Annotated in this window: 22 protein-coding genes; 10 read left to right on the plus strand and 12 right to left on the minus strand. The window is 56.4% G+C overall.

Annotated elements, in window-relative coordinates; genetic code table 11:
• Window positions 1-112 precede the first annotated feature (112 nt).
• Window positions 113-487 carry a VOC family protein gene (locus NLX71_RS17075; RefSeq protein WP_254365013.1) on the plus strand — a complete coding sequence of 125 codons (375 nt, stop codon included), beginning with the start codon at window positions 113-115 and terminating at the stop codon, window positions 485-487.
• Window positions 488-580: 93 nt separating this feature from the next.
• Here the strand turns inward: NLX71_RS17075 and NLX71_RS17080 are convergent, their stop codons facing one another.
• The 7 genes from NLX71_RS17080 to NLX71_RS17110 all read right to left on the minus strand — a co-directional run bounded on the left by NLX71_RS17080 (window position 581) and on the right by NLX71_RS17110 (window position 9,036).
• Window positions 581-1,642: a spore coat protein gene (locus tag NLX71_RS17080; RefSeq protein ID WP_254365014.1), complete on the minus strand. Its 1,062-nt coding sequence runs from the start codon at window positions 1,640-1,642 to the stop codon at window positions 581-583.
• 26 nt (window positions 1,643-1,668) lie between these two features.
• Window positions 1,669-1,893 (minus strand): hypothetical protein, encoded by a 225-nt coding sequence (locus NLX71_RS17085; RefSeq protein ID WP_254365015.1) that lies wholly within the window; start codon window positions 1,891-1,893, stop codon window positions 1,669-1,671.
• Window positions 1,894-2,032: 139 nt separating this feature from the next.
• Complete coding sequence (locus NLX71_RS17090; RefSeq protein ID WP_254365016.1) at window positions 2,033-3,022, minus strand: DUF4340 domain-containing protein; 990 nt, start codon at window positions 3,020-3,022, stop codon at window positions 2,033-2,035.
• Entirely contained in the window at window positions 3,019-4,410 is a 1,392-nt protein-coding gene (locus tag NLX71_RS17095) for a GldG family protein (RefSeq protein ID WP_254365017.1), read from the minus strand. The genes NLX71_RS17090 and NLX71_RS17095 overlap by 4 nt, the downstream gene beginning before the upstream one ends.
• A gap of 60 nt (window positions 4,411-4,470) precedes the next feature.
• A complete protein-coding gene (locus NLX71_RS17100) occupies window positions 4,471-5,184 on the minus strand; it encodes an ABC transporter permease subunit (protein ID WP_254365018.1) in 714 nt (237 codons plus the stop codon).
• Complete coding sequence (locus NLX71_RS17105) at window positions 5,177-6,241, minus strand: ABC transporter ATP-binding protein (protein ID WP_254365019.1); 1,065 nt, start codon at window positions 6,239-6,241, stop codon at window positions 5,177-5,179. The genes NLX71_RS17100 and NLX71_RS17105 overlap by 8 nt, the downstream gene beginning before the upstream one ends.
• Before the next feature lie 290 nt (window positions 6,242-6,531).
• Complete coding sequence (locus NLX71_RS17110) at window positions 6,532-9,036, minus strand: U32 family peptidase (RefSeq protein ID WP_254365020.1); 2,505 nt, start codon at window positions 9,034-9,036, stop codon at window positions 6,532-6,534.
• Between the two features lie 197 nt (window positions 9,037-9,233).
• Here NLX71_RS17110 and NLX71_RS17115 point away from each other — a divergent pair, with 197 nt between their 5' ends.
• A complete protein-coding gene (locus tag NLX71_RS17115; protein ID WP_254365021.1) occupies window positions 9,234-10,745 on the plus strand; it encodes a GGDEF domain-containing protein in 1,512 nt (503 codons plus the stop codon).
• A gap of 32 nt (window positions 10,746-10,777) precedes the next feature.
• Here the strand turns inward: NLX71_RS17115 and NLX71_RS26860 are convergent, their stop codons facing one another.
• The 3 genes from NLX71_RS26860 to NLX71_RS17125 are packed head-to-tail and all read right to left on the minus strand — an operon-like array spanning window position 10,778 to window position 12,457.
• A complete protein-coding gene (locus tag NLX71_RS26860) occupies window positions 10,778-11,644 on the minus strand; it encodes an aminotransferase-like domain-containing protein (RefSeq protein ID WP_309248962.1) in 867 nt (288 codons plus the stop codon).
• The gene (locus NLX71_RS26865; RefSeq protein WP_309248963.1) at window positions 11,599-12,213 is read right to left on the minus strand and encodes a GntR family transcriptional regulator; all 615 of its coding nucleotides are present in this window, start codon (window positions 12,211-12,213) and stop codon (window positions 11,599-11,601) included. The genes NLX71_RS26860 and NLX71_RS26865 overlap by 46 nt, the downstream gene beginning before the upstream one ends.
• Before the next feature lie 31 nt (window positions 12,214-12,244).
• Complete coding sequence (locus NLX71_RS17125; protein WP_254365022.1) at window positions 12,245-12,457, minus strand: hypothetical protein; 213 nt, start codon at window positions 12,455-12,457, stop codon at window positions 12,245-12,247.
• A 266-nt stretch (window positions 12,458-12,723) separates the two neighbouring features.
• Between NLX71_RS17125 and NLX71_RS17130 the strand changes: the two genes are divergently transcribed.
• The 5 genes from NLX71_RS17130 (at window position 12,724) to NLX71_RS17150 (ending at window position 19,931) form a co-directional block, all read left to right on the plus strand.
• Window positions 12,724-15,975: an FG-GAP repeat domain-containing protein gene (locus NLX71_RS17130; protein WP_254365023.1), complete on the plus strand. Its 3,252-nt coding sequence runs from the start codon at window positions 12,724-12,726 to the stop codon at window positions 15,973-15,975.
• 137 nt (window positions 15,976-16,112) lie between these two features.
• Window positions 16,113-16,364, plus strand: coding sequence for an acyl carrier protein (locus NLX71_RS17135; protein WP_025847831.1), 252 nt, complete (start codon window positions 16,113-16,115; stop codon window positions 16,362-16,364).
• A 4-nt stretch (window positions 16,365-16,368) separates the two neighbouring features.
• The gene (locus NLX71_RS17140; RefSeq protein ID WP_254365024.1) at window positions 16,369-17,565 is read left to right on the plus strand and encodes a class-II aminoacyl-tRNA synthetase family protein; all 1,197 of its coding nucleotides are present in this window, start codon (window positions 16,369-16,371) and stop codon (window positions 17,563-17,565) included.
• Between the two features lie 70 nt (window positions 17,566-17,635).
• Window positions 17,636-18,604 carry an SGNH/GDSL hydrolase family protein gene (locus NLX71_RS17145; protein ID WP_254365025.1) on the plus strand — a complete coding sequence of 323 codons (969 nt, stop codon included), beginning with the start codon at window positions 17,636-17,638 and terminating at the stop codon, window positions 18,602-18,604.
• A 175-nt stretch (window positions 18,605-18,779) separates the two neighbouring features.
• Window positions 18,780-19,931 (plus strand): MBOAT family O-acyltransferase, encoded by a 1,152-nt coding sequence (locus tag NLX71_RS17150; RefSeq protein ID WP_254365026.1) that lies wholly within the window; start codon window positions 18,780-18,782, stop codon window positions 19,929-19,931.
• A gap of 66 nt (window positions 19,932-19,997) precedes the next feature.
• Here the strand turns inward: NLX71_RS17150 and NLX71_RS17155 are convergent, their stop codons facing one another.
• Window positions 19,998-20,288, minus strand: a complete 291-nt coding sequence (locus NLX71_RS17155) for a hypothetical protein (protein ID WP_254365027.1) — start codon at window positions 20,286-20,288, stop codon at window positions 19,998-20,000.
• A gap of 222 nt (window positions 20,289-20,510) precedes the next feature.
• On the opposite strand from NLX71_RS17155, the gene NLX71_RS17160 reads away from it, so the two are divergent.
• The 3 genes from NLX71_RS17160 to NLX71_RS17170 all read left to right on the plus strand — a co-directional run bounded on the left by NLX71_RS17160 (window position 20,511) and on the right by NLX71_RS17170 (window position 22,170).
• On the plus strand, window positions 20,511-20,732 hold the full coding sequence (locus NLX71_RS17160; RefSeq protein ID WP_254365028.1) for a hypothetical protein: 222 nt from the start codon (window positions 20,511-20,513) through the stop codon (window positions 20,730-20,732).
• Window positions 20,733-20,749: 17 nt separating this feature from the next.
• On the plus strand, window positions 20,750-21,058 hold the full coding sequence (locus tag NLX71_RS17165) for a hypothetical protein (RefSeq protein ID WP_254365029.1): 309 nt from the start codon (window positions 20,750-20,752) through the stop codon (window positions 21,056-21,058).
• Between the two features lie 143 nt (window positions 21,059-21,201).
• The gene (locus NLX71_RS17170; RefSeq protein WP_254365030.1) at window positions 21,202-22,170 is read left to right on the plus strand and encodes a sugar phosphate isomerase/epimerase family protein; all 969 of its coding nucleotides are present in this window, start codon (window positions 21,202-21,204) and stop codon (window positions 22,168-22,170) included.
• A gap of 165 nt (window positions 22,171-22,335) precedes the next feature.
• On the opposite strand, the gene NLX71_RS17175 is transcribed toward NLX71_RS17170, so the two are convergent.
• Window positions 22,336-22,551, minus strand: a complete 216-nt coding sequence (locus NLX71_RS17175; protein ID WP_254365031.1) for a hypothetical protein — start codon at window positions 22,549-22,551, stop codon at window positions 22,336-22,338.
• Window positions 22,552-22,660: the final 109 nt, after the last annotated feature.

Genomic DNA, 22,660 nt, shown 5'->3' on the forward strand with positions numbered 1-22,660 from the left:
GCGCTCGTTGCGGCTCTATTTACATGAAAATCAAAATCATATAAGATAAATTAGTACCATTGAATGAAATCAAGTTTCATTATACGAAACTTCAATAAAGGAGTCATCAATCATGGAAGCTAACGAATATATAGGAATCGATCATGTTCAGTTGGCCGCGCCGGCCGGATGTGAAAAAGAAGCTCGGGCTTTTTACAGAGAACTGCTGGGAATGCGGGAAATTCCGAAGCCCGAACCGCTTCAGGCGCGCGGCGGCGTATGGTTCAGCTGCGGCCCCCATGAGGTGCATATCGGCGTGCAGACCGACTTCGCTCCTGCGTCGAAAGCGCATCCGGCTTTTCAGGTCAAAGATATCGGAAAGCTTAAGCAAGCGTTATCGGAAAAAGGAATCGTCATCCAGGAGGACGTGCCGCTGGAAGGCGTTCTCCGCTTTCACTGCCTGGACCCGTTCGGCAACCGTCTTGAGTTCGTTCAGCGGCTGACGTGAAATGCTGCCCGGGCGGCCATTGCCGGGAATAAAACCGTACGCAGAAAAAAAAGCCCGGCGGAACCTGGAAGGTCCGGGCCGGGCCAGTGCGCCCTACATCATATATTTGCTGCTATGGGTCGTGCCTTGCTGGGAATGCGACTGCGTTTTATTGTGGTACGAGCCGGATATGGAAGCTTGACTTGACGTTGGCGCTTCGACTCCCGAGGAGACGCTGCCAAAGCTGGAGCTGCCGCCGGCAGGGCGGACGGAAGACGACGGGGCATAGCTTGTCTCTTGCGAGGACGTAGTCCCGGCGCTGTAAGTCTCCTGCCCGCTGCTGTATTTATTATTGTTGTAATCTTGAACCGAACCGGCTGAGAAATAGTCTTGGTTGTCCGTCCCGGCGACGGAGGATTTCACGCCATATTCGTTGCTATGCGCCCCGGTGGAGGAGGAAAGCGAGCTCCCGAAGCTCGAACCGACTGCTTGAGTGAGGGCCGGATTATGGGCGCTTGCTCCGCTCGTTTGACCCGCCCCCGTGCCGGTTAAACTTGAACCGGCCGTTGTGCCGGTGCTTGAACCGTAAGAGCCCGAACCGGACGTCGTATGACTGAAGCCAGAGCCGGACGTCTGGCCGTAAGTGCCGCTCGGGAATGCAGTAAAGCTGCTGCCGTAAGGCGATGCGGTCGAGGAAGTCGCAGTCGCGCTGCCGGACGGATAGCCCGTCGGATACACCGGCGCTTGGTAAACCGGCTGCTGGGCTTGCGTGTAAGCCTGCGTCTGCTGATGGGCGCTTTGCGCGTACAGGCTGCCGCCTGCATAGGCGGCCTGCACCGCCTGTTGAACGACCGAATGGAGCTGCTCGGTCTTGCGAAGCTGCTGCTGGAGCTCCTGCTGTACTTCTTGCTGGGAAGCCATGCTTATGGAGCCGTATCCGCCCGATTGAGACAACACGTTGTACAGCTCGGCCTGATCCTGCAGTGTCTTTTGCGTCAACGATACAAAGGTTTGGCGAACCGCCGGATGCGTCGCCTCCAATGCGGCGGTCGTATACTCGCGGGCCGTGCGCTTAAGCTCGGACAAGACGAGGTTGGCGACATCCTGTTCGTTCAAATGAGAGTGAATCGGCTGGGTCTGTGCCGGCTGAAGATTAGAGAAGTTTTGTTGATACATGTTTACCGCACCTCCTTATGGTTGCCCTAGTGGGTGGTTTGCGTTTGCTGCTGCAGCGTACGGAGCAGTTGGTCCGTATTTTGCAGACGGTCCTGCGCGATTTGCGCCAGCTTCTGCTTCAGCTGCGGATTCTGGCTTTCGGCTACGCCTTGAGCTGCAATTTTGGCGAGCAGTCCCTCGTTTTTGAGGCTGTCCGTAATATAGGCGAGCTCCTTCGTGCTGACCGTTCCTTGCTGTTGACCTGTAACCATCCAAATCCTCCTTCCTTGTTGGCATTAGATTTCCCGAACTGTGGGAAAATATGTATGACGCTCCAATTTATTTTTCGTCCTCTGCAAACAAAAAGGACGCCATACCGGGACTGTTGAATCCGACAGGCGTCCTATTGCTTTATTTCTGCTCCTTCGGCGCTTCTTGCTTCGGCGCCTCTCCTTGGGGAGCCTCCGGCTTGGCCGGCTCTTTCTTGCTCATGTCGGCCAGCTCCTGAATGCTTGCGGACGGAATGGCGAAGGCCCATTCTCCGCCCTGCTTCGCGATCCAGACGATATCGCCCTCGACGGCTCCGACGTAGACGGAGGAACCTTCCTTGCCTCCGGCGGACGCATCGGCTTCCTTAATCTCCATCCGCAGCTCCGGCTTATCCAGCCCCTTGATCTCGGTGGTCCGCTTGGCCGACTGCTCCGAAGTCAAAAACGCCGTTTTATCCAAAAACTGGCTCGCATCGGCACCCTTGAACTCCTTGTCGCCGAGCTTCCAGGCCGCCTCGTACGACTTCTTGTCCGGCTCCGTCTTGGTGATCGTCCAAGCCTGGCCTTTCCAATCGACTGTCAGCGAGCGAACCTGCTCGTAATTCAGCTTGACCGGACTGTTTTCCATAAAATCGGTCTGCTGCTTAGCGAGTGCACTCACCGTAGACTCGCTAAGCTGGAACACTTCCGGCGAAGAATTGAACTTCGCGTAATAAAATCCTTGAACGGCCGTCTTGTCGCCCACGGACAGCGTATTCGCCGAGCCGCCGGCGAGATTCACCGTAAACTCCTGCTTCGGCTTGTCGAGTCCGAATTGAGCCAGATCAGTCGGGTTCGCATCGACGGTTTTTTCTTTCTTGGCCCCGTTGAACGAATCGACCCAGGCTCCGGGAGCATAGTCGTTCAGCGGAAGCGGGGACGGCTTGGTCATCGCCCATTTGCCGTCCTTTTGCTGCATTTCGATGACGGTATCGCAGTTTTTGATCGTGTAGCTTGCCACATCTTCCTTCTTCACCGTGACAAGCGCCGGCGCTTCCGGCTTCTTCTCTTTGAAGAAGTCCTGACTCGATGCGTACCAGAAGCCTCCGATGCAGATAAGCACCAGAACGAGTGTCGGAATGAACCGCTTCATCCTTTTCTCCTCCTCCACCAAATCACGCCGCCCGCGATCAGGAAGAGGAATGGGAAGACCAGCACCGTGCCGTAGAAAATCATATTCCCCTGCCCTGCGGTTAGCATCGCCGTCTGGATGGCGTCGCCTTCGCGCGGACGAATCGTGACTTGATTTTGCTGCTCCTGCAGCCAACCGACCGTATTCAGCGCAAAGTCGCGGTTGCCCTGCTGCGCGATGACGCGATCCTCGAACAACGTCGAACCGCCGAGTACGACGGCCTTCGGCTTCTTGTCTTTATCCTCGACGACGTAACCGAGGTTGAGCGGGCCCTTCACGTCATTGGCTTCCATGGTGCTGCGGCTGCTGTTGGCGAGCGTCTCCAGGTCGGTCTCGCCGTAGGCTTGATTCGTCGTCTTAAGAATCGACGTTGCCGGGAAATCCGCTACAGGCTGATCCGCATTCAGCGAGACGGCCAAAGTCATCATCGTCAGCAGATTGTACTGCTGCAGCTTGCTCGTAATGGGATGGCTGCCGTATTCCGGAATGATCGTGAGCGGATCGTACAGCATGCTCTGCTTCGGTTCGATCGCGACGGCATGCTGGTCTTTAATGCCGTAAGCCGCCATGATCCCGTCAATATTTTTCCAATTCCTTGCCATATCTTTATTGAAGCCGAGCGCCATATACAGCTTGCCCTTGCCGTTCAAATACGTCTTGATCAGCTCAGCTTCCTTGTCGCTGACATCGTTTTCCGGTCCGATGATGAACAGCATGCTGGCGTCATCCGGGATTTTGCCCTCGCGCAGAAGGTTAAGGTCCTTCACCTCATAGTTCTCGCCTTCAAGACTGCTCCGCCACAAGTTCATTCGGTTGAGTGGAATTTCGTTATGCCCGGAAAGGAAGTAGACCTTGCTCTTCTCCTTGCTGTTCAGATTGACCAGCGCCTGCGTCAGCTTCTCCTCGCCGCTGAAACTGTACTGGCCCGGCTGCTGCCCGGGCAAAAACATATCGAAATAATAGATCGTTTTCTTCTGGGCGCCGCTTTCCACCACGAGCGTCCCCGACGGGTCCACCTCGTACTGCTTGGCGATTGCCGGCTGTTTGATCATATCGTATTCGTCGAGCGTAATTTTACCGTTTCGTTTCTTGTACTCCCGCACCAGATCGACAACTTGTCGCTTGATGTACGGATCAGTTTGATCGCTTGTCAGCGATATGATGCGCACATCTTTATCCAGCGCCTGAAGCGTCTGGGTCGTCTGATCGGACAGCGTAAATTTTTTATTTTGCGTAAGGTCGACCTGAAGGCCCTTGACCGAATTCAGAAAAATGGTCAGCACGATGAAAATGCCGATGACCGCCAGCGACAGCACGGTCGCGTTCGTGCCGCGAATCCACTTGTTCACTTTGCTTTCCCCCTTCTGCTTGGACTTCTTCCGCAGGTGCGCGGAATCTCGGACTTGCGCTTATCTCCACCGTTTTCTTTCAAGCACTTGAATGCTGAGCACGACGAACACCGCAATGAACGTCACATAGAATAGGACATCGGCAAAATCAAGCACGCCTTTCTGAAAATCCACGGTCCGCCCGATGATCGAAAAGGTGCCGAGGTAGTCCTTGACTTTGCCGCCGATGGTATCGCCCAGCCATTCGATCGTCCAGAACACGAACAGAAGCGCAAAGCACGCGATCCCCGAAACCATCTGGTGCGCGGACAGCGAAGAAGCGAACAGGCCGACGGACATCATGGCCGCTCCAAGCAGAAACATCGCGAGATAAGACATCCACAGCACAGGCTGGTCCAAGGTGCCGTAAGCGCTCAGAATCAGCGGATAGACCAGGCTGCCGACGACCAGCGTCAGCTGGACGACGAGCGCCGCCAAATATTTGCCGATCACGATCTCCGAAATGCTTGCAGGCGACGTTAACAGCAGTTCGTCCGTGCCCATCCGCAGCTCGTCGGATACGAGACGCATCGTAAGCAGCGGAATAATGAACAGGAAAATGAACGCAACGGTGCCGAAAATCGGCCGGACGTCGACAATATAAGGCGGGTACAAAAAGTTCACGCTGAAGAAGTACCCGGCAATGACGAAAAAGAATGCAAACGCCGCATAAGCAATCGGCGAGTAAAAATACATCTGCAGCTCTTTCTTGGCTATAGCCAACGTTCTACGCATGAGGAACCGCCTCCTCTGCTTCCAGTGTTGGGCCGCCGTCCGCGGCCGCTGAATCCAGCGACTCGTTGGTCGTCAGCTTCAGGAAGATGTCCTCCAGACTGAGGCTCTCCTTCTTCATCGACACAATCGGATAGCGTTTATCGGCCATCCGGTAAAACAACGTTTCACGAATGTCCGTCTTGTCCACCGAGGCGACAACGACTTTAACCGTTTCGCCTTCGGCGGTGACGGCGGTGACTGGAACCGCCGGCGCCGCTGCTTCGGCGTCGGCCGGCGCGGTCGGTTCGCCCGCAAGCTCCCGAACGCTGCCGACGCCAGGGGTGCCCCGCAGCTCAGCCAGCACCGCTTCGCGCGGGCCCATGACTTCAAGCGAGACCTCGAACGTCTCACCCATCGTATTCGCAAGCTGATCGGGCTGGCCGTCCAGCACGATGCTGCCTTGGTTGATGATCAGCACCCGGTTGCACAGCGTGTTGATCTCCGGCAAAATGTGCGTGCTGAGCAGCACGGTATGATTCTCGCCCAGCTCGCGAATGAGCTGGCGAATCTCGATAATCTGCTTCGGGTCGAGGCCGGACGTCGGCTCGTCCAGCACGAGCAGGTCCGGGTTGTGCAGAATCGCCTGGGCGAGACCGATCCGCTGCTTGTAGCCTTTGGACAGGCTGCGGATAATTTGCCGCTCCCGCCCCTCCAGACCAAGCCGCTCGATCACTCCGCCGATGCGCTGCTTCTGCTCCCTCACCGGAATGCCGCGCAGATCCGCGATAAACTGCAAGTACGCCCTAACGCTCATTTCGGGGTACAGCGGCGGCGTCTCGGGCAAATACCCGATTTTCTGCCGCGCCTTCTTCGGATGGTCAGCCATGGACATTCCGTCAATCGTAATCGTGCCGTGCGTCGGGTTCAAGTAGCCCGTGATCATCCGCATCGTCGTCGTTTTCCCGGCGCCGTTCGGTCCGAGGAAACCGACGATTTCTCCGCGGTTCATCGAAAAGTCGATGTGCCGGACCCCTCTTTGGTTCTCGTATAATTTACTGACTTGTTTCACCTCAAGCACGTCATACCCTCCCATCTGACAACTGGTTTCCTTACTAACATCCATTTCCATCTTGCGTGCCGCTTAACCTGCTTACAGACCAACAACAATATACAAACGAAACAATAATAGGAGCTTAACCGAAGCTGAAAATTGGATTAAAAATTTGTGTCTAAATTATGAACACCCCTCTGCACCCATCCATCAAACAAAAAAGCCTCGCCGTAATCCCAAGACGACCGAGTTCCCGAGATAACGCGACGAGGCTTATTTATTTCGATGCTATATCCATAAACTCATAAACGAAAAGCTTACTTTACGAGCTGACCGCGGGTAACGCCAAGCTGATTCGTCGCTTTCAGCGTTTTCCACACCTGCGTGCCGCCGATCTCCCCGCGCAAAGCGCGGTCATAGAGGCCGAGCACCTCGCGCACCTTCTCCGCCGTTTCCTCCAGAAATTCGACGCGGTACGAAGATACGCCAAGCTCCATAAAGTTGGCGAGATATTCCGCGCCCGATTGATCAATGGCGTTGTACACCGTGTTGCGGCAGCCTTCGTCAACCCTTACCGGATGCGAGAAGCCGACGCGGTCGCGCAGCGACGCCCGCTGCTCCTCGCACGGGCGGCCGCAGTTCGTGTAATCCGTACCCGGACTCATGAACGTACAGTAGACGCAGTGCTCGGTGTGGAACATCGGCAGATGCTGATGGATGACGATCTCCAGCTTCGACGTATCGGCCCGGCGCAGCAGATCGATCATTTGCTGAATGTTCAGGTCGTAGGACGGCGTCACGCGCCGGAGCCCCGATTCCAGGAACAGCGCCGCCGCCTTGTGATTGGCAATATTCAGCGAGAAATCGCCGATCAGCTCGGGGCGCGCTTCTGCCGGATGCTCCGCGAAGTACCGCATGAACCAGTAAACAGCGCCCGTATTGCGGACAAGCACGGCATCGGGGCCAAGGTTCAAAATGTTTTTGAAATACCCCGTTTCACCGGGCATGTGGATGCGCGGCGTCGCCAGCGCAATGCGCTTCCCTGCGGCGCGGGCGGCTTCCACGGCGGCTGGAAACTGCTTGATGAATTCGAAATCAGCATAGACGAGATCGACGTTCAGCTTACAGGCTTCCTGCACCTGCTCGAGGCTCCGGCACAGCGCGGTCAGCGACGGCCGCGCCTTCGAAGCGGCTGCGGGCGCCGCAGGCGCGTCGCCGTAGACGTCCGCGCGCCGCTTGATATAAGCGCGCGGGCGCTCCCGCTCCGCAAGCAGCAGCTCCGCCGCCTGACGGCGCATTTGATTCAGCTCGCGCATCGGCACGATCAAATCGCCGCTCAAATGCACGTCGACAGCCTCCAGCGCAAAAATCGTCCCGCCGAGCCGCCCGAACTGCTCCTCGAACAGCGCCGCATCCATCGGCCGTTTCTCGGCAGGCACCAGCGGCAGCTCCGATTCGACGGTCACGGTATGCCCGGCCGCCACGTCGGTCCAGACGCTCTTCAGCGGCTGACCGGCTGCTCCCGTCACCTTAACCTTTACCGGAAAGACGCGGTATGGCTTGTCCGTCTCGAACGTCTGGCGCAGCCGCTTGTCGAGGTGCGGATCGTTCGTTTTCCAGATTCGGTCGCCGACATGCACCCGGCTTAAATCGACGTCGCTGCGTCCCGGCACGATCTCGATCAGCCCGCCCGGCGCTTCGCCTTCTAGCTTCATGCCTTTGCGGCGCAGATCGTAGACGCGGCCTCCTTCTTCCTTCTTCGTCGGGTCGCCCGCATCGAAGCAAATGCCGTCCCCACGCTTCAGCGGCGCCTCAAGCTCGCACAGCACGCCGTCGCGCAACACCTGCTTCACACGCCCTACATATACGCCGCGGCTCTTGGGATACGTGCCTTCCACAAGCTGTTTGTTGTTCGTACCCTTCAGAAATCCGTGCGTAAACCCCCGTGAGAAGCTCTGCTCCAGCTCCCGCAGCTCTTCCTTCGTCGGCTTCGGATTGTCGCCGTCAAAATAACGGTCGATCGCGCGCCGGTACTTCGCCACAACGTTCGCCACGTACTCCGGGCTCTTCAGCCGGCCTTCGATCTTGAAGGAGGTGACGCCCGCTTCGATCAGCTCCGGGACAAGCTCCAGCGCCGCCAAATCTTTGGGCGACAGCAGGTAGGCCACGTCGCCCATCGGCTTCTGCTCTCCGTCGACCATCAGATCGTACGGCAGCCGGCACGCCTGCGCGCACTCGCCGCGGTTCGCCGAACGGCCGCCCCACATCTCCGAGGTCAGACACTGCCCGGAATACGAAACGCACAGCGCTCCGTGCACGAACACTTCCATCGGCAGCTTCGCCTGGTCTCCGATCTGCTTGATTTGCTTCAGGTTGTTCTCCCGCCCGAGTACAACCCGCTCGATATCGAACGGCTTCGTGAACTCGACGGCCTCCGGCGACGTAATCGTCATCTGCGTGGAGCCGTGAATCGGGAAATCCGGCGAAAGCTCGCGGATCATTTTCACCAGACCCAGGTCCTGCACGATCACCGCGTCGACGCCCGCATCAATACAGGCCTCGATCAAGGATTTCGCATCCTTCAGCTCTTCTTCAAATACTAAAATATTAAACGTCAAAAAGCCCTTCACCCCGTAGCGGTGCAGGAACGACATAATATCCGGCAGCTCGTCCGTATGAAAATTGTTGGCCCGGGCCCGCGCATTGAATTTTTCGACCCCGAAAAAGACGGCGTCCGCCCCGTTCGCCACAGCAGCCCGCAGGCAATCCCAATCTCCCGCAGGCGCCAGCAGCTCGATATCTGATTTGCGAAGTTCGCGCATGATGAATTCATTCCTCCGAAAAAAACACTTTTCCTCCTAGTGTACCAGAAACAGGGGCGACAAACCATGGCAAGCCCTTGCCAGAAAACGCGAAAACTCGACAAATGGAAATGACGAATAAAGAGGAAATTTGTCAGATTATGACGAATTATTGAAGGTACTTTACTTGTTCGAAACGATCCGATTCGGAGGACGCGATGTTCAAAGATTTCATAACGAATGCGGCGATGCTGGTGACCTCATTTTTTATCATCGGCCAGCTATTTAAAGACTACCGGCTGAGGCCGTCTTCTTCATGGAAAATGAAGGCGGCGTTAGGGGTTTGCTTCGGGCTGCAGGGCATCCTGCTTATGATCTACAGCGTGCGCTTGAACGAGTCCGTCATCGTCGATCTGCGGCATATCCCGACGGTCGTCGCCGCGATGCAGGGCGGGCCAGTTTCCGCGGTCGTCAGCGCGTTCATCATCACTTCCGGAAGAATCGGCCTGTTCGGTCCGTCCCATTCTTCCATAGTCGCAGCGATCCTCATGCTGCTGATCGGCATCACCTGCGGCATATTGGCGGGGCGCAAAGGCATGTCCTTGCGGCGGTTCCTGCTGCTCAATACCGTGGCGATGCTCTACGTGTCCGTCGCAGTTTCCATGAACCTCCATTTTCATGATCTGCAGCAGATCGCGAGCGTTCTCGCTTGTCATTGGGTCATATCCACCGTTGTCGGGCTGCTGTCCGTCTATGCTTTTCTTTACATTGTCCGGGCCCACGAATCGACCAGGAGATTGCAGGAAAGCGAAGCGCGCTACAAACGGCTCATTACGGCTTCGCCGGACGCCACCTTTGTGCTGAGCCAGGATCTTATCGTTTTTATTAACGAAAAAGGGGTCCGGATGCTCCGGGCCGCCGCAAGAAAAGAACTGCTCGGCCGGTCGATCTACGACTTCTTTCATCCCGATAATCGCAATACGGCCTGGACGTACTGTCAGGACATCCGGTCCGGCAAAGCGCAGCCCGAGCTGATCGAGCACAAGCTCGTATGCCTTGACGATACCGAAATCATCGTGGAGCTGTCCGTATCGCCTACGGTATATAAAGGTAACGCCGCCCTGCTCGTCACGCTAAGAGACATCACGGGCCGCAAAACAACCGAGCGCCAGCTACAGGAAGCGTTAAGCCTTCTGCAAAAGCTGTCCGATCTCGACGGTCTGACGGGCATCGCCAACCGCCGAAAGCTGGACGAGCATTTGGCCAAAGCCTGGTCGCACTGTGCGGCGAACCGTTCCCCGTTATCCGTCATTATGTTCGACGTGGATCATTTTAAGGCCTACAATGATTCGTATGGCCATTTGGGCGGGGATGAGGTGCTGCGCACGATTGCCTTGGCGGCGAACGCCGTGCTGCTGCAAAAATCTCATTTCATCGCGAGGTACGGGGGCGAGGAATTTGCCTGTATTCTAGCCGAGGTCGGGGCGACGGGAGCTTACGAATCGGCGGAGGCGATCCGGATAGCCGTAGAACGGCTCGCCCTGCCGTGCAAACCGTCGGATGAAAACCAATATGTTACGGTCAGCCTGGGGCTTGCTTCTCTCGTGCCTGACGCATCCGCTCCCCCTGAGCAATTGATCGATCTGGCGGATAAGGCGCTGTATCAAGCCAAGGCCGAAGGCCGCAACCGGACGGTATGCTATGGCAGCGCCGACGAGGCGGCCGGTTAAGAAAAAAACAGGGCGTTCGCCCTGTAAATGCGTTATCGCTTGGAAGCCGCCCGGAAAGCCTCGGCAAAACGCGCTGCCCCGACAGCGATGTCCTTCTTGGAAGGGCGCGCGAACGTAAACCGCACATGGCCGCTATCCGGCCCGAATACGCTTCCCGGCACGAACAGCACGCCGCGTTTGATTCCCTCGTCCAGAAGCCTAGCCGCGGAAACTCCCCCTGCCAGCTTTCCCCACAAGTACAGTCCGCCGTCCGGCCGCTCAAACGTCATGTCCCCTTGTAAATGCTGGTTCAGCTCCTTCATCAGAAGCTCGCTCTTCAGCTTCAGCGCGCGCCGGACCCGAAGCAGGTGCCGGTGAAAAAAGTCGGAAGCCAAAAACCTCGCGGACAGCCATTCCGGAAGAACACTCGGTCCCATATCCATCTGTTGTCTGGCTGCCGAGAGCTGACGAATGACGGTATCGGGGCCGACCAGCCACCCGGTTCTTAGTCCGGGCGCCGCAATTTTGGACAGCGAACCGACATACAGCACGACGCCTCTCGTGTCCATCGCTTTCAGCGGCACCGGGGGTTCGTCCCGAAACGCGGCTAGGCCGTACGGGTCGTCTTCGACAATCGGAACGCCTAAATCCGCTGCGACTTCAAGCAGCCGTTTTCGGCGATCCGGACGAAGGGTGCGGCCCGTCGGATTTTGAAACGCGGGATTCAAAATGAGCATGCGCAGCTTGTCCTTACGGATGCGCGCAGCCAGCTCGTCGGGCCATATTCCCGCCTCATCCGCCGGCAGCGCGACTGAACGCAGCCCAGCGCTCTGCAAGACATGGGACGAATAATGATACGACGGAACCTCGATGCCTACCGCATCCCCCGGACGCAGCAGACAGCGCGCAATGAGATACAACGCCTGCTGAATGCCCGACGTGACGAAGTCGACGAGGCGGTCGCATCCACTTGACGGTAGGCGCGCAAGTAGACGGCGAGCGCTTCCCGAAGCGGGTAAAACCCTTGCGGGTCCGTGTACCCCAGCGGCTCCGTAAGCGGCTGCTCCCGCATCAGTTGGCGGAACGCCTCCATCGGGATCAGGTCCTCCGACAGCTCGCTGCCAGCCATATCGATGACCTCTGCGCCTTTCCTGGCTTCCTCCCGAACTTTGCGAAGCAGAGGAGAGCCCGGCGGGGGACTTTGCTCGGTGTAGGCTTGCCAATCGACGGCCGGCTTCGGCGATTCCTCCCACTTTCGCAGGCTGACCCGGGTCCCGCTCCCTTTTCTGCGGTCGATCAGCCCCCGGGAACGCAGCTCTTCGTAGGCTTGAATAATCGTGCTGCGGTTAAGCTGCCACTGTCCGGCCAGCTTGCGCTCCGGCGGCAAGATCGAGCCCGGCAGCAGCTCCCCGAGAACGATGCGCCGCTCGAAATAATCGGCGATTTGTCGGTACATGGGCACGGGGCCCAAGCGGTCCGGTTTCCACATGATCGGTCCCTTTCTTTCGCCGCGGTCTGAATTACAGATAGTACATGTATAATGCGAAGACGAGATAACCGCCGAATAGAACGACGGCATAAATCCATGTCAGTCGCAGCAGATTTTTTCCCGTTCTCTGGTCGTAGGTCGGATTGCCTTCTTTATTTTTGGCCGATACGCCCACCACAATGGTAGCGATCAGCGCAAACAGGACGATAACGAAAATAAGCAGATACAGCATCCATTCGTTCATAAGAGCTTCCGTCCTTTCTTCTATAATAAAGGATCATCTTCTCGAAACGTACGTATCCTACCCTTACTTTACATGAGAACGAATGCGGCGTAACCCCCCAATCGGCCACTTTTCCACCCATCCAATTTGTTATTCTCGCGGCTATTGGATGGGTCGGGTTACAGGGGCACGCCAGTCCCCGCCGGACCGCGCAAAAGTTAACAAAGCCCGCCATCCATGCTATAATGGCAAGGTAATCTAGCCTAACGAACAATGGAGAGATTTTTTTGATTCGAATACGACCTTATCGCAAGGCGGCGGCGATTGCGATTGTTGCAATTGCAGCCGTCGTTCTCGTCTACCTGCTGACAGCGAACAAAGAGTTGAAGGTGCGCCTGCTGTACGCCACCGCAAGCGGCGCTTCCGATTCGACCGCCTACTCGCAGCTGCGGCAATCGCTGGTCGTCGGTCTGGAGCTGGAGCGGCAGGAGCTGAGCCGTCTGAGCGCTCGCCAGCTCCGGTCTTACGATTCGGTTTATTTGGACCCGTCGCTGCACGGGAGCATGACAGACTCCCAGCGGGAGTTGCTTCAAGCTTACGTCCGGGAAGGCGGGCATTTATTTCTTGAGAACCCGTTTGCGGACGATTTTGACCCCGGCTTTCTCGGAGCGGGACAAGTCGTCGACGTCCCCGCGCCGGCCCGCGGCGCACTTGGAGCCGGACACGGAAGTCCGTCCCTCTGGTCTTACCCGGATGTCGATGCCAACCTGCAGAGCGTCCAGCAGCTGCTTCGGTCGTTCGCAGACAGCTTCTTCCGGCACGACACCGAAGGCAGCTTGAGCCGGTTCTCCTGGGGAAAAGGGCTCGTCCCTTCCACGGCACAGACGCTCGCTTCCATGAACGGCATCTCGCTTTATACATTAAACCGGTATGGGGAAGGCACGGTGTTTTTTAGCGGCACGCTGCTGCCGAACCGGTATTTTGTGACGGGCTACGATCTAAACAGCGGCATGGACCCGAAGCTCGGCTTCGAGAAGCTGGCGGCGGACACGAACGCGGCCATGAAGCCGACTCCCGACGCGCTGTATTTCGACCGCAACAAACTGCCGCTGGCGCCGTACTTCCATTTTACGTTCGCAGCCGGGAACGCCTTGCTGCGCAGCGAATACGCCGCGTTCGTCTCCAAGACGAAGCTTGGCTACAGCGTCAAAAAGTCGTACGGGCCTTACGGCCGTCCGGCGATGGCGTATCAGAACCATTTTGAAGCGCTGGAAGCGATCCGCGACGGCGAAGGCATCCAGTGGGCGGAGCTGCTCAAGAAGTACAAGCAGATCCCGTCGTTCTCGCTGGTCCGCTCGTCGTTCACGTGGGGGCATTGGCAGGAGTCGGTCGTCGTCCACTTGAACACCGGAACGAACGGCAAGCCCGCCTTCGCCGGCGAGACGCCGAATTCGTTCTATTCGAGCGGCACGCGCTTGTCCGCCGACGGTGAGGCGATCCGGCTGGCCAATTATCCGGATTACCGCTCGCTCGGCGATCCGATCACGCTGCCCTACCGCGCATACCCCGCGCTGGCCGACCTTACCGGCGACGGCCGGCCCGACCTGATCGTCGGATCGGCCGACGGCGGATTGTACGTTTACCGGAACGCCGGTGAAACGGAAGGAGCTTACGCCGGGCAGCAGCTCCCGGCGGAACTGAAAGCGCCCGCGGCGTTCGCGCGGCGCGAGCCCTTGCGGCTCCCGAACGGGGAGCCGCTGAAGACCGGATCGTACGCCAGCGTGGCGGCGTATGATCTGAACGGCGACGGCCGGCCGGATCTGCTGATCGGCCAGCCGGACGGCACGCTCGCGGTCGCCTATGGCGAAGCCGGCGGCGCGTTCAAGGCGTCCGCCCCGCTGCTGGCGGACGGGAAGCCGATCCGCGGCGCGGCGCCGATCGCGCCGGCCGTGGGCGACGTCACCGGAGACGGCATCCCCGATCTCGTGATCGGGGATGCCGACGGGCAGGTGACGCTGTACCGCGGCACGCGCGGGGCGAACGGCGCGGTCGCCGGGCACGCGGGCGAAGCGCTGTTCAAGCTGTCCGCGCGGTTTGCGGCGCCGTCCGTCCGTGACATGAACGGAGACGGCAAAGCCGACCTCGTCGTAGGCAACGGAGAAGGCTCCCTGCGCGTTTTCGTTCAGGAGAACTCGGGCGACGGACGTACGACTTGGGTGGACAAAGGCGTCATCGAAGCAGCGACCGTCAACCAGATCGGCAATCGCACGCTCGTTGGCGGGCACAACGCCGTCCCGCTCTGGTACGACCTGAACGGGGACGGCAAGGACGATCTGATCGTCGGGCAGCTCGAATTCGGCATCCCGTCGACCATCGACGATCCGAAGTTCCCGTATGCGGACCAGCTGAGCAAATTTATCCGGTACACGAAGGACAATGGTCTCGAGCTGTACCCGCACATTTTTGTCCATAACTTTACGAGCGACGCGCAGGAGAAGCAGGAAATCGCGCTGCATCAGAAAGCGTTCGAGAAGCTCGGCATTCCGTGGGGGATGACCGGCACGAACCAGCATACGTGGCGGATCAACAATCCCGACCGCAGCCAGACGCTGCGCAACGAGCGAGAGTCCGGCATTTGGTTCAACTTCGGCTTCAAGCCGTCGCATATCAAAGCCGATCCGCGCCTCGGCGTCGAGTATAACTGGGGCCTGCCGTTTCTTATGACCGATGCGTCGGGCGAGCCCGACCTGAGCAAGCCGATGATGCTGAATACCCCAGCGCCGGTGCTGAGTACGGACTTGCATTATTCGACGAAAGATATTTTCGAAGCCTACGCGGCACTCGACTTGCCGATCGATTATTTCGAGCATATCGAGTACCACTTTCCGAACCGCGTGCCGGAGCTGCTGGAATTCGTCCGGTATTTGGACAAGCTTCGGAACGACTACAGCTACAACTTTATGACCGAGTCCCAAATGGCGCGTTCGCTCCTGAATGCGATGACGACCCGCGTCGAGCTGTACCGGCCATGGCATGAGGTCGTCACGGATCGCGTCAAGAAAATGCTCGGCATGACCGTCGAGCCCAGCTTCCGCGTCAAGGCGATCACTGACGACGTTCCTGCGCAAGCTGCCGAATACCGCGGCACGCTCGGCCTCGTCGTCGACCGCGGGCAGTCTTACGCGGCCAAGGAGGCCGTCACCGATGCCGAAGTGCGCGATACGCGCGGCGGCAAACTATACCTCGGCGTTCCGCAGACGGCCGCCATCCGGTTCGCCGAGCCCGAACGGGCGAAGGCGCTCGGCAGCGAGCCGCATCTGATGCGCTCGAACGTGCCGTACGAGCTGCAAAAATCAGCGGACCGTTGGACGTTGAAGCTGAACGCGCCCGGCATGCAGCAGGTGCAAATTTACAGCGCTGAGCCGCTGACCATCGAAGGAGCCGGGCTGACCGTCGACCGGGACGAAGCGAAAGCGACTTATACGGTCACGCATTACGGCGATCCGGTGACACTAACCGTCGCCAAAGCGGCCCGTTAGCTTGCATCACTCTTCACGCAGACGGTTGTTGCAGCGGGGCCCTGGGGTCCCGCAATCGCCGTCCCGCTTTTATGCCGGCACTCGCTACGAGCCCGGCACATATCGCTTGATCTTAATTTTTCGGAGGAGGCTTCCCCATGCAGGAATTGCTGGAACAGCTTGAGGCGCACATCAAAAGCCGTTACGAAATCGAAGACGATGACGACGACTTTTCCGTAGACGTACACTTGTTCGACTATGGATACATTGATTCTATCGGAGCGACGGCGCTGATCGCGCATATCGAGAAAACGTACGGCATCCAAGTGACGAATCAGGATTTAATGCTGTACCCGCTCAACACCGTCCGCGAAATCGCGACGTTCATCCACAACAAGAAAGAGAGGTAAGCCCATGGAATGCGTCGTATCTTTGGAGGGGCTCGCCTCCAGCCAGCACGGGCAGCTCAAATACGCCGCGGCGTTTATTGACGAGACCATCCGCGACATCCGGCTTGAGTCCGGGCACATTCATATCGTTCACGACTCCCCGAAAGGCAACGCCGCCATCGAAGAGCAAGTACGCAAGCTGATCGACCGTTTCTCGCAAGGAGATTTCGGCTTCAAAGAGAACATTCTGTTCGAGCATAAGGCCGACACCCCGTACGAAGGCGATATCATCGCCGAGCTCGTCGAGCGCAAAATCATCAAAGTGCTGGAACCGGGCTTGTTCATTTTCCGCGAGCCGTTCTCCAGTCTGATGCGTTTTCTCGACTACAGCTTCGTCACGAAAATCGCGAATCGTTTTGCAGGAATTACGGAGGAGCAATACCCGGCCGTCATTCATTGCGATACGCTGAACAAGACGAATCACTTTACTTCGTTTCCGGAGCACATTCACTTCCTGTCGCACCTGCGCGAGGACCTCGATATCATCGAAGCGTTCTCCCAATCGATCCGCGACGCCGGAGGCTGGAAGCAAGAGCAGCCGCTCGATCTGAACGCCAACCTGGCGAAGCCGAAATTCACGATGAACCCTTCGACCTGCTACCACTGCTACGAGGGGCTGCAGAACGAGACGCTCGAAGGCGATGGCGTGACCGTAACGGCCATCTCCAAGTGCCACCGCTTCGAATCGCGCAATCATACGGACTTCGGACGCCTGCTCGATTTCAGCATGCGGGAGATCATTTTCGTCGGCAAGCCGGATTACGTGAAGGAGAACCGGCTGCAGGCCATCGAATATTTGAAGGAGCTGGCCGTCGAATGGAACGTGGATAGCGTGCTGGAAATCGCGAACGATCCATTTTTCACGAACGACTTCCAAGTCAAAGCGTCCTTCCAGCGGAATCAAGAAATGAAGTACGAGCTGCGGCTGACGATTCCGAACATCAACAAGTCGATCGCCTGCAGCTCCATCAACTTCCACAGCAACACGTTCGGCAATGCATTCAATATTAAAATGGGCAAGCGCAATGCGGTTACCGGCTGCGTCGGGTTCGGCATCGAGCGCTGGGCGTTCGCCTTCTTCGCGCAATACGGATTGGACGAAGCGAACTGGCCTGCGGCGTTCCGCGAGCAGTACCACGCGTGGCAGCAAAAATCGCTCTAGCACCATAATCCGTCATTCTGTGATTAATAACTAATGATCGCCTTCATTGGAAAGTGTGGGTTTTCCCGTTATGATCGCTTTTCTTCGCAAAAACAGCTTCATGCTGCTGCTGTTGGCCGCTTTCGTGCTGTCGGACGTCCTCATCTCCTGGTGGGACCCGATGGTGACGTCGCGGCGTTTTTATAAGAACGATTTTACGAAGACGCTCTTCCATCACGATTGGCAGAATCGGGGACCGGCCTTCTACGGCAACTCCGCGGTGACGGGGGCGTATATCGAGGCGGACTCGACCTCCAAGCTGGTGGAGCTCGGGCTTTCCTATGGCAAGCTGACTGATCTGAAAGGGATTTTGGAGCAGCAGCGTTTCCAGGTGGAGGGACAGCTTGTCGTCGGTATCGACGTACATACGATGGTCGACAGCCTGGAAACGGACCCGACCTATCAATGGTTCAAGCCTTGGTACCAGCCTTACGTCTACACGTACCGCGACTATTTCCGCGATACCGGGACGGAGCTCGCCTGCGGTTTGTACCAAGGGCTGTTGAAGCGGAACGCCGCCCGGTTCGAAGCATGTGCCCGCTTCCCGGAGACGCTAAAGCTAAGCGCGTCCGATCCGCTGGCCTACCAGCCGCGCTGGATCGACAAGGAGCTTTATTTCGGCCAAAAATCCGATGGAGATCTCCGCAAAAAATGGGACGAGTACGAGCGACGCTTCGGCTGGATGACTAACCGCGATTTCAAGAACAATTTGGATGCCTTGGACTTCATCATCGCTTACAGCAAACAGCAAGGCTTACCGCTGCGCGTCGTCTGGATGCCTTGGAACCGCGGCTACAAACTGCCAAGCTACATGCCCGCTTTGCAGGAAGAAGTCAACCGGCGCCTGCAGGCGGCCGGCGTTCCGGTGCTGGATCAGCTTACGGCCTACGATCCGAAATATTTTCACGATCTCGTCCATCTGAGCCGTCAGGAAGGCGCTCCGGTGTTTACGAAGGAGGTGGACGCATGGCTCGCTTCGCTCGCAAAATCGTCGAAGTGATCGTTTATCTCGCCATGCTCATCATGGTGCTGATCTATTTTACCGGCAAAGGATTGTTCATCTACGAAGGGTTCTGATCTTGTCTTGATCGGCGCGGGCCCCGATCGGTCCTTCCGTCCCGCTCCGGGCCGGTTTCCGACCCGCACGGCGGATGCATATGTTGGAGGAATCTTCGATGTGGTATTTAAATATGAACGCGGTTATGGCAATGACCGGCATGGTGCTCGTTCTTGCCTTAACCCGGCGGTGGGCGGATAACAAGCGGCTGCTGCTGCTCGCGTTCAACCTATGCTTTTTGCTGCTGTTCAGTAAAAAGCTCCTCGCCTTTTACTTGGCTTACACAGCGCTGAACTATTTGGCCTTTTTATTTCTGAGCCACACGTCGCGCTTTCGCAAGGGCTGGTTCATTCTGCTGATCGCCGCCAATGTGGCCGCTGTCTGCTCGCTGCGGCTGTTCGGCATGGAGGTATTCACTCACCCGCTGTTCGACGTTGTCATTGTACTCGGCTTGATCTACAACGTGCTCAAGGTGATTGACGCCCTGTATTTTGCTTACTTCTTCGGCAAAGACGCCCGCGCGAAGGTCGTCGATTACTTTAACTATATTTTGTTCATCCCGACGTTCACGTCCGGCCCGATTCTCAAATTCCGCGATTTTATGGCGGATACGAAGCAGCCGTATCGGATGGATGCCGCACAGACGGAGAGCAGCATCAAACGCATCATTCTCGGCATGTTCAAGAAGATCGTGCTCGTCACCTGGATGACCGACGTATTCAATACCATGTCCGGGCAAGAGCTTTACACGCATCAATCGCTATTTTTGATGGTCTGGTTTTATGCCCTGATCTATTTCGATTTCTCCGGCTATTCCGATATTGCGATCGGCTTCGGACGGCTGATGGGCTACAACATTCCGGAAAACTTCAAAAAACCGTTCCAGTCTCCAACGCTGACGCAGTACTGGCGCAATTGGCATGCCACGCTCGGCGACTGGTTCCGCGATCATATTTTTATCTTCTTCTCGCGCCAAACGCCGACCAAATGGACCGCTGCGGGCCTGTCCATCCTCATCATGGTGCTGATCGGGCTATGGCACGGCTTTAGCTGGCTCTATCTGCTGTGGGGCGTCTACCACGGCGTGGCGATCGCACTGGAGAATCTGTTCGGGAAAACGACGGTCAACAAGAAAAAAGTATCCCGGACGTACTTCTACGCCCGCTGCGCGTTAACCCAGCTGATCGTTACCGCGGCCGTTATCGTCTACAGCGGCAAAAGCGAAACGGTACTCCATATTTATCGCGGTCTCCTGAACTGGCCGTTCTAAACATGATAAAAGCAGCGTCCCTTAACAGGCGCTGCTTCTTTTTTTACACGAAATCGCGAAAATACCTCAACTGGCATCGGATTGCTTCCCTGTTGTCTCCATCACTTCTTCTTTGGCCGGGACAGCTTGAACGTTGCATTGCAACTGGTTGGCGTTCGCTGTTATGTGCAATTCCCCCACATATTGAAACACATCATCGCTGTCCTTCTTATGTACATGCACACAGCCCGATTTTGTATTAATGTTGAGCGAGAGCTGATCGGGCAGCTCCACCAAGCAATGAAACCTTTTGAAGTTGTTTGGGAAACGCAGCCAAGTGCCTGACACGGTTTCAACAATTTGTGTATCTTTGCTCATCTTACGATCCGCCCTTTCTTTAAAAAGTTACCCCTTCCCTCCCCTATCCGAAAAGAATTATTTCCATTGTAAACCAATCAAAAGAAAAAGAAACGGGAACATTGTCGAGCGTTTTTATTGAAAGCAAAACTTGCCCATCGAACAAGCATTCGCCGAACCGTATATTTTAAGCAATTTGCCGGAAAATAAGGATATCCCTTTGGAAGGAGAACGTGATTCCGAATGCTGAACACTCTTATCGCACTTGCGGCCATCGTATGCGTGATCTCTGCCGTCGCGTCATTTGTACTGGCTCGAAGGCAGCAAAATAAGGAGTTTGACAAAAACACAGACCCAACAACAGTCAAGCATCCCGTCATGGCGAATCCGATGCTCATCGTTTATATTCTTTTTCCCATCGTTCTGGTTGCCGGCGCAGTTATCTGGTCTTACCATTCCAAATAAAGTCGGAGGGCACTTCAATGGATAAAACAACCTATTATGTTTCCGTACAGTCTAAAACAATCATGCAGCACCAAGGCGACGCGGCTTACGAGTTGGAGATCGAAGCCACGCCGGAGGAAATGATTAAACTGAAAGAATTGTTCGAAGACCTGGAGTATACGGAGGAACAAACCTACTCCAGAGCTCTTTTTCCCGGTATCCCCTATCATCACGACGAGGCAAACGATGCGTATGACCTCAATTTGAAAAACATCTATCAAACGTTGTACGGTTTGGGTACCCATGAAACAAAAAAGCATATTCAAACGATAAACGTTTTAGACTGAGTCGTGAACTTTTTACGAAAAAGCGACACCTCGACGCATTATGTCCGAAACTCCTACTTTGAGCTGTAAGCAATTAATGATATAATTTGGATGAGCGTTATGTTGTACGCGCGTTCATTTTGATTATTTTCGGAGGTGTCCCCATGAAATTAGGCGTTTTCACGGTATTATTCCAGCAACAGCCCTTCGAAGAAGCGCTTGACTACATTGCATCCAAAGGACTAGACGCTGTTGAAATCGGCACCGGCGGCTACCCGGGCAAAGCGCACTGCGACCCGGACGTGCTGCTCAGCGATAACGGCAAGCTGAAAGCATTCAAGCAAGCGATCGAATCCCGCGGACTGACGATCAGCGCACTCAGCTGCCACGGCAACCCGCTTCATCCGCAAAAAGCGCTCGCCCAAGCCGATCACGAAGCGCTGCTTAAAACGGTCGACCTTGCCCAGAAGCTCGAGGTGCCTGTCGTCAATGCATTCTCCGGCTGTCCGGGAGACTCCGACAATGCGAAATATCCGAACTGGCCGGTGGCTCCTTGGCCGCCTGATTTTCAAGAGATTCTCGACTGGCAGTGGGCCAACAAAGTCATTCCGTACTGGACGGAAACCGGCAAATACGCTTCCGACCGCGGCGTGAAATTCGGTCTTGAGCTGCACGGCGGCTTCTCCGTCCATACTCCGGCTACGCTGCTGCGTCTGCGCGAAGCGGCCGGCGACGCCATTGGCGCGAACCTGGACCCGAGCCATATGTGGTGGCAGGGCATCGATCCGGTGCAGGCGGTGAACATTCTTGGCCGCGCAGGCGCCATTCACCACTTCCATGCCAAAGATACGTCGATCGATCCGATCAACGTCAACCGTTACGGGGTGACGGATATGCAGTCCTACGCGAACATGCTGGACCGCGCCTGGCAGTTCCGTACTGTCGGCTACGGGCACGATCTCAAGACGTGGGCGGACATCATTAGCGCGCTTCGCTTAGTCGGTTACGACTATGTCGTCAGCATCGAGCACGAAGACGGCTTGATGTCGGTGGACGAAGGCTTTACGAAAGCGGTGCAAAACCTGCAGCAAATCCTCATCAAAGAGCCGCTTGGCGAAATGTGGTGGGTGTAAAGCCTTTCAAAGTTATGAAAAACGATGGAGTGCTCCCTCTACTCTGGGGAGCCGCTCCTTTTATATTTTTTGGAGTCATCCTCTTGAAACACCAATAGGACAGCGTCCTGAGACCTGTCCTTGTCCGTGCATGTATGATCTTATTCGCGTCTCTGCAGCAGCAGCTTACAGCTTGCCCATCCAGCCCATAACCATAACTGAGCTCAAGGTTACGAATACGGCCAAACTAACCAGACCGAAGCCAATGGCGAACGGATTTTTCTTTTTAGCGCCGAGCAACCGGAAAAGGCCGATCGCAATAACTACCGTGAACAAGACCACGAAGATATCGAAACCGGAAAAGGTGCTCGTGGCTTTTGCCGCTTCTTCAGCCAAAAACATGGAGGGACCTCCTTCAATATGCGAAGATACTTAATTTCTATCTTATCTTGACTAGCTTGGAAGTGCAAGCGATTTATCCAAGTGTAACAAGTTTGTCAACATTTGCACT

Origin of the sequence: Paenibacillus sp. MZ04-78.2, from assembly GCF_024213375.1 — a bacterium.
GTDB lineage: Bacteria > Bacillota > Bacilli > Paenibacillales > NBRC-103111 > Paenibacillus_G.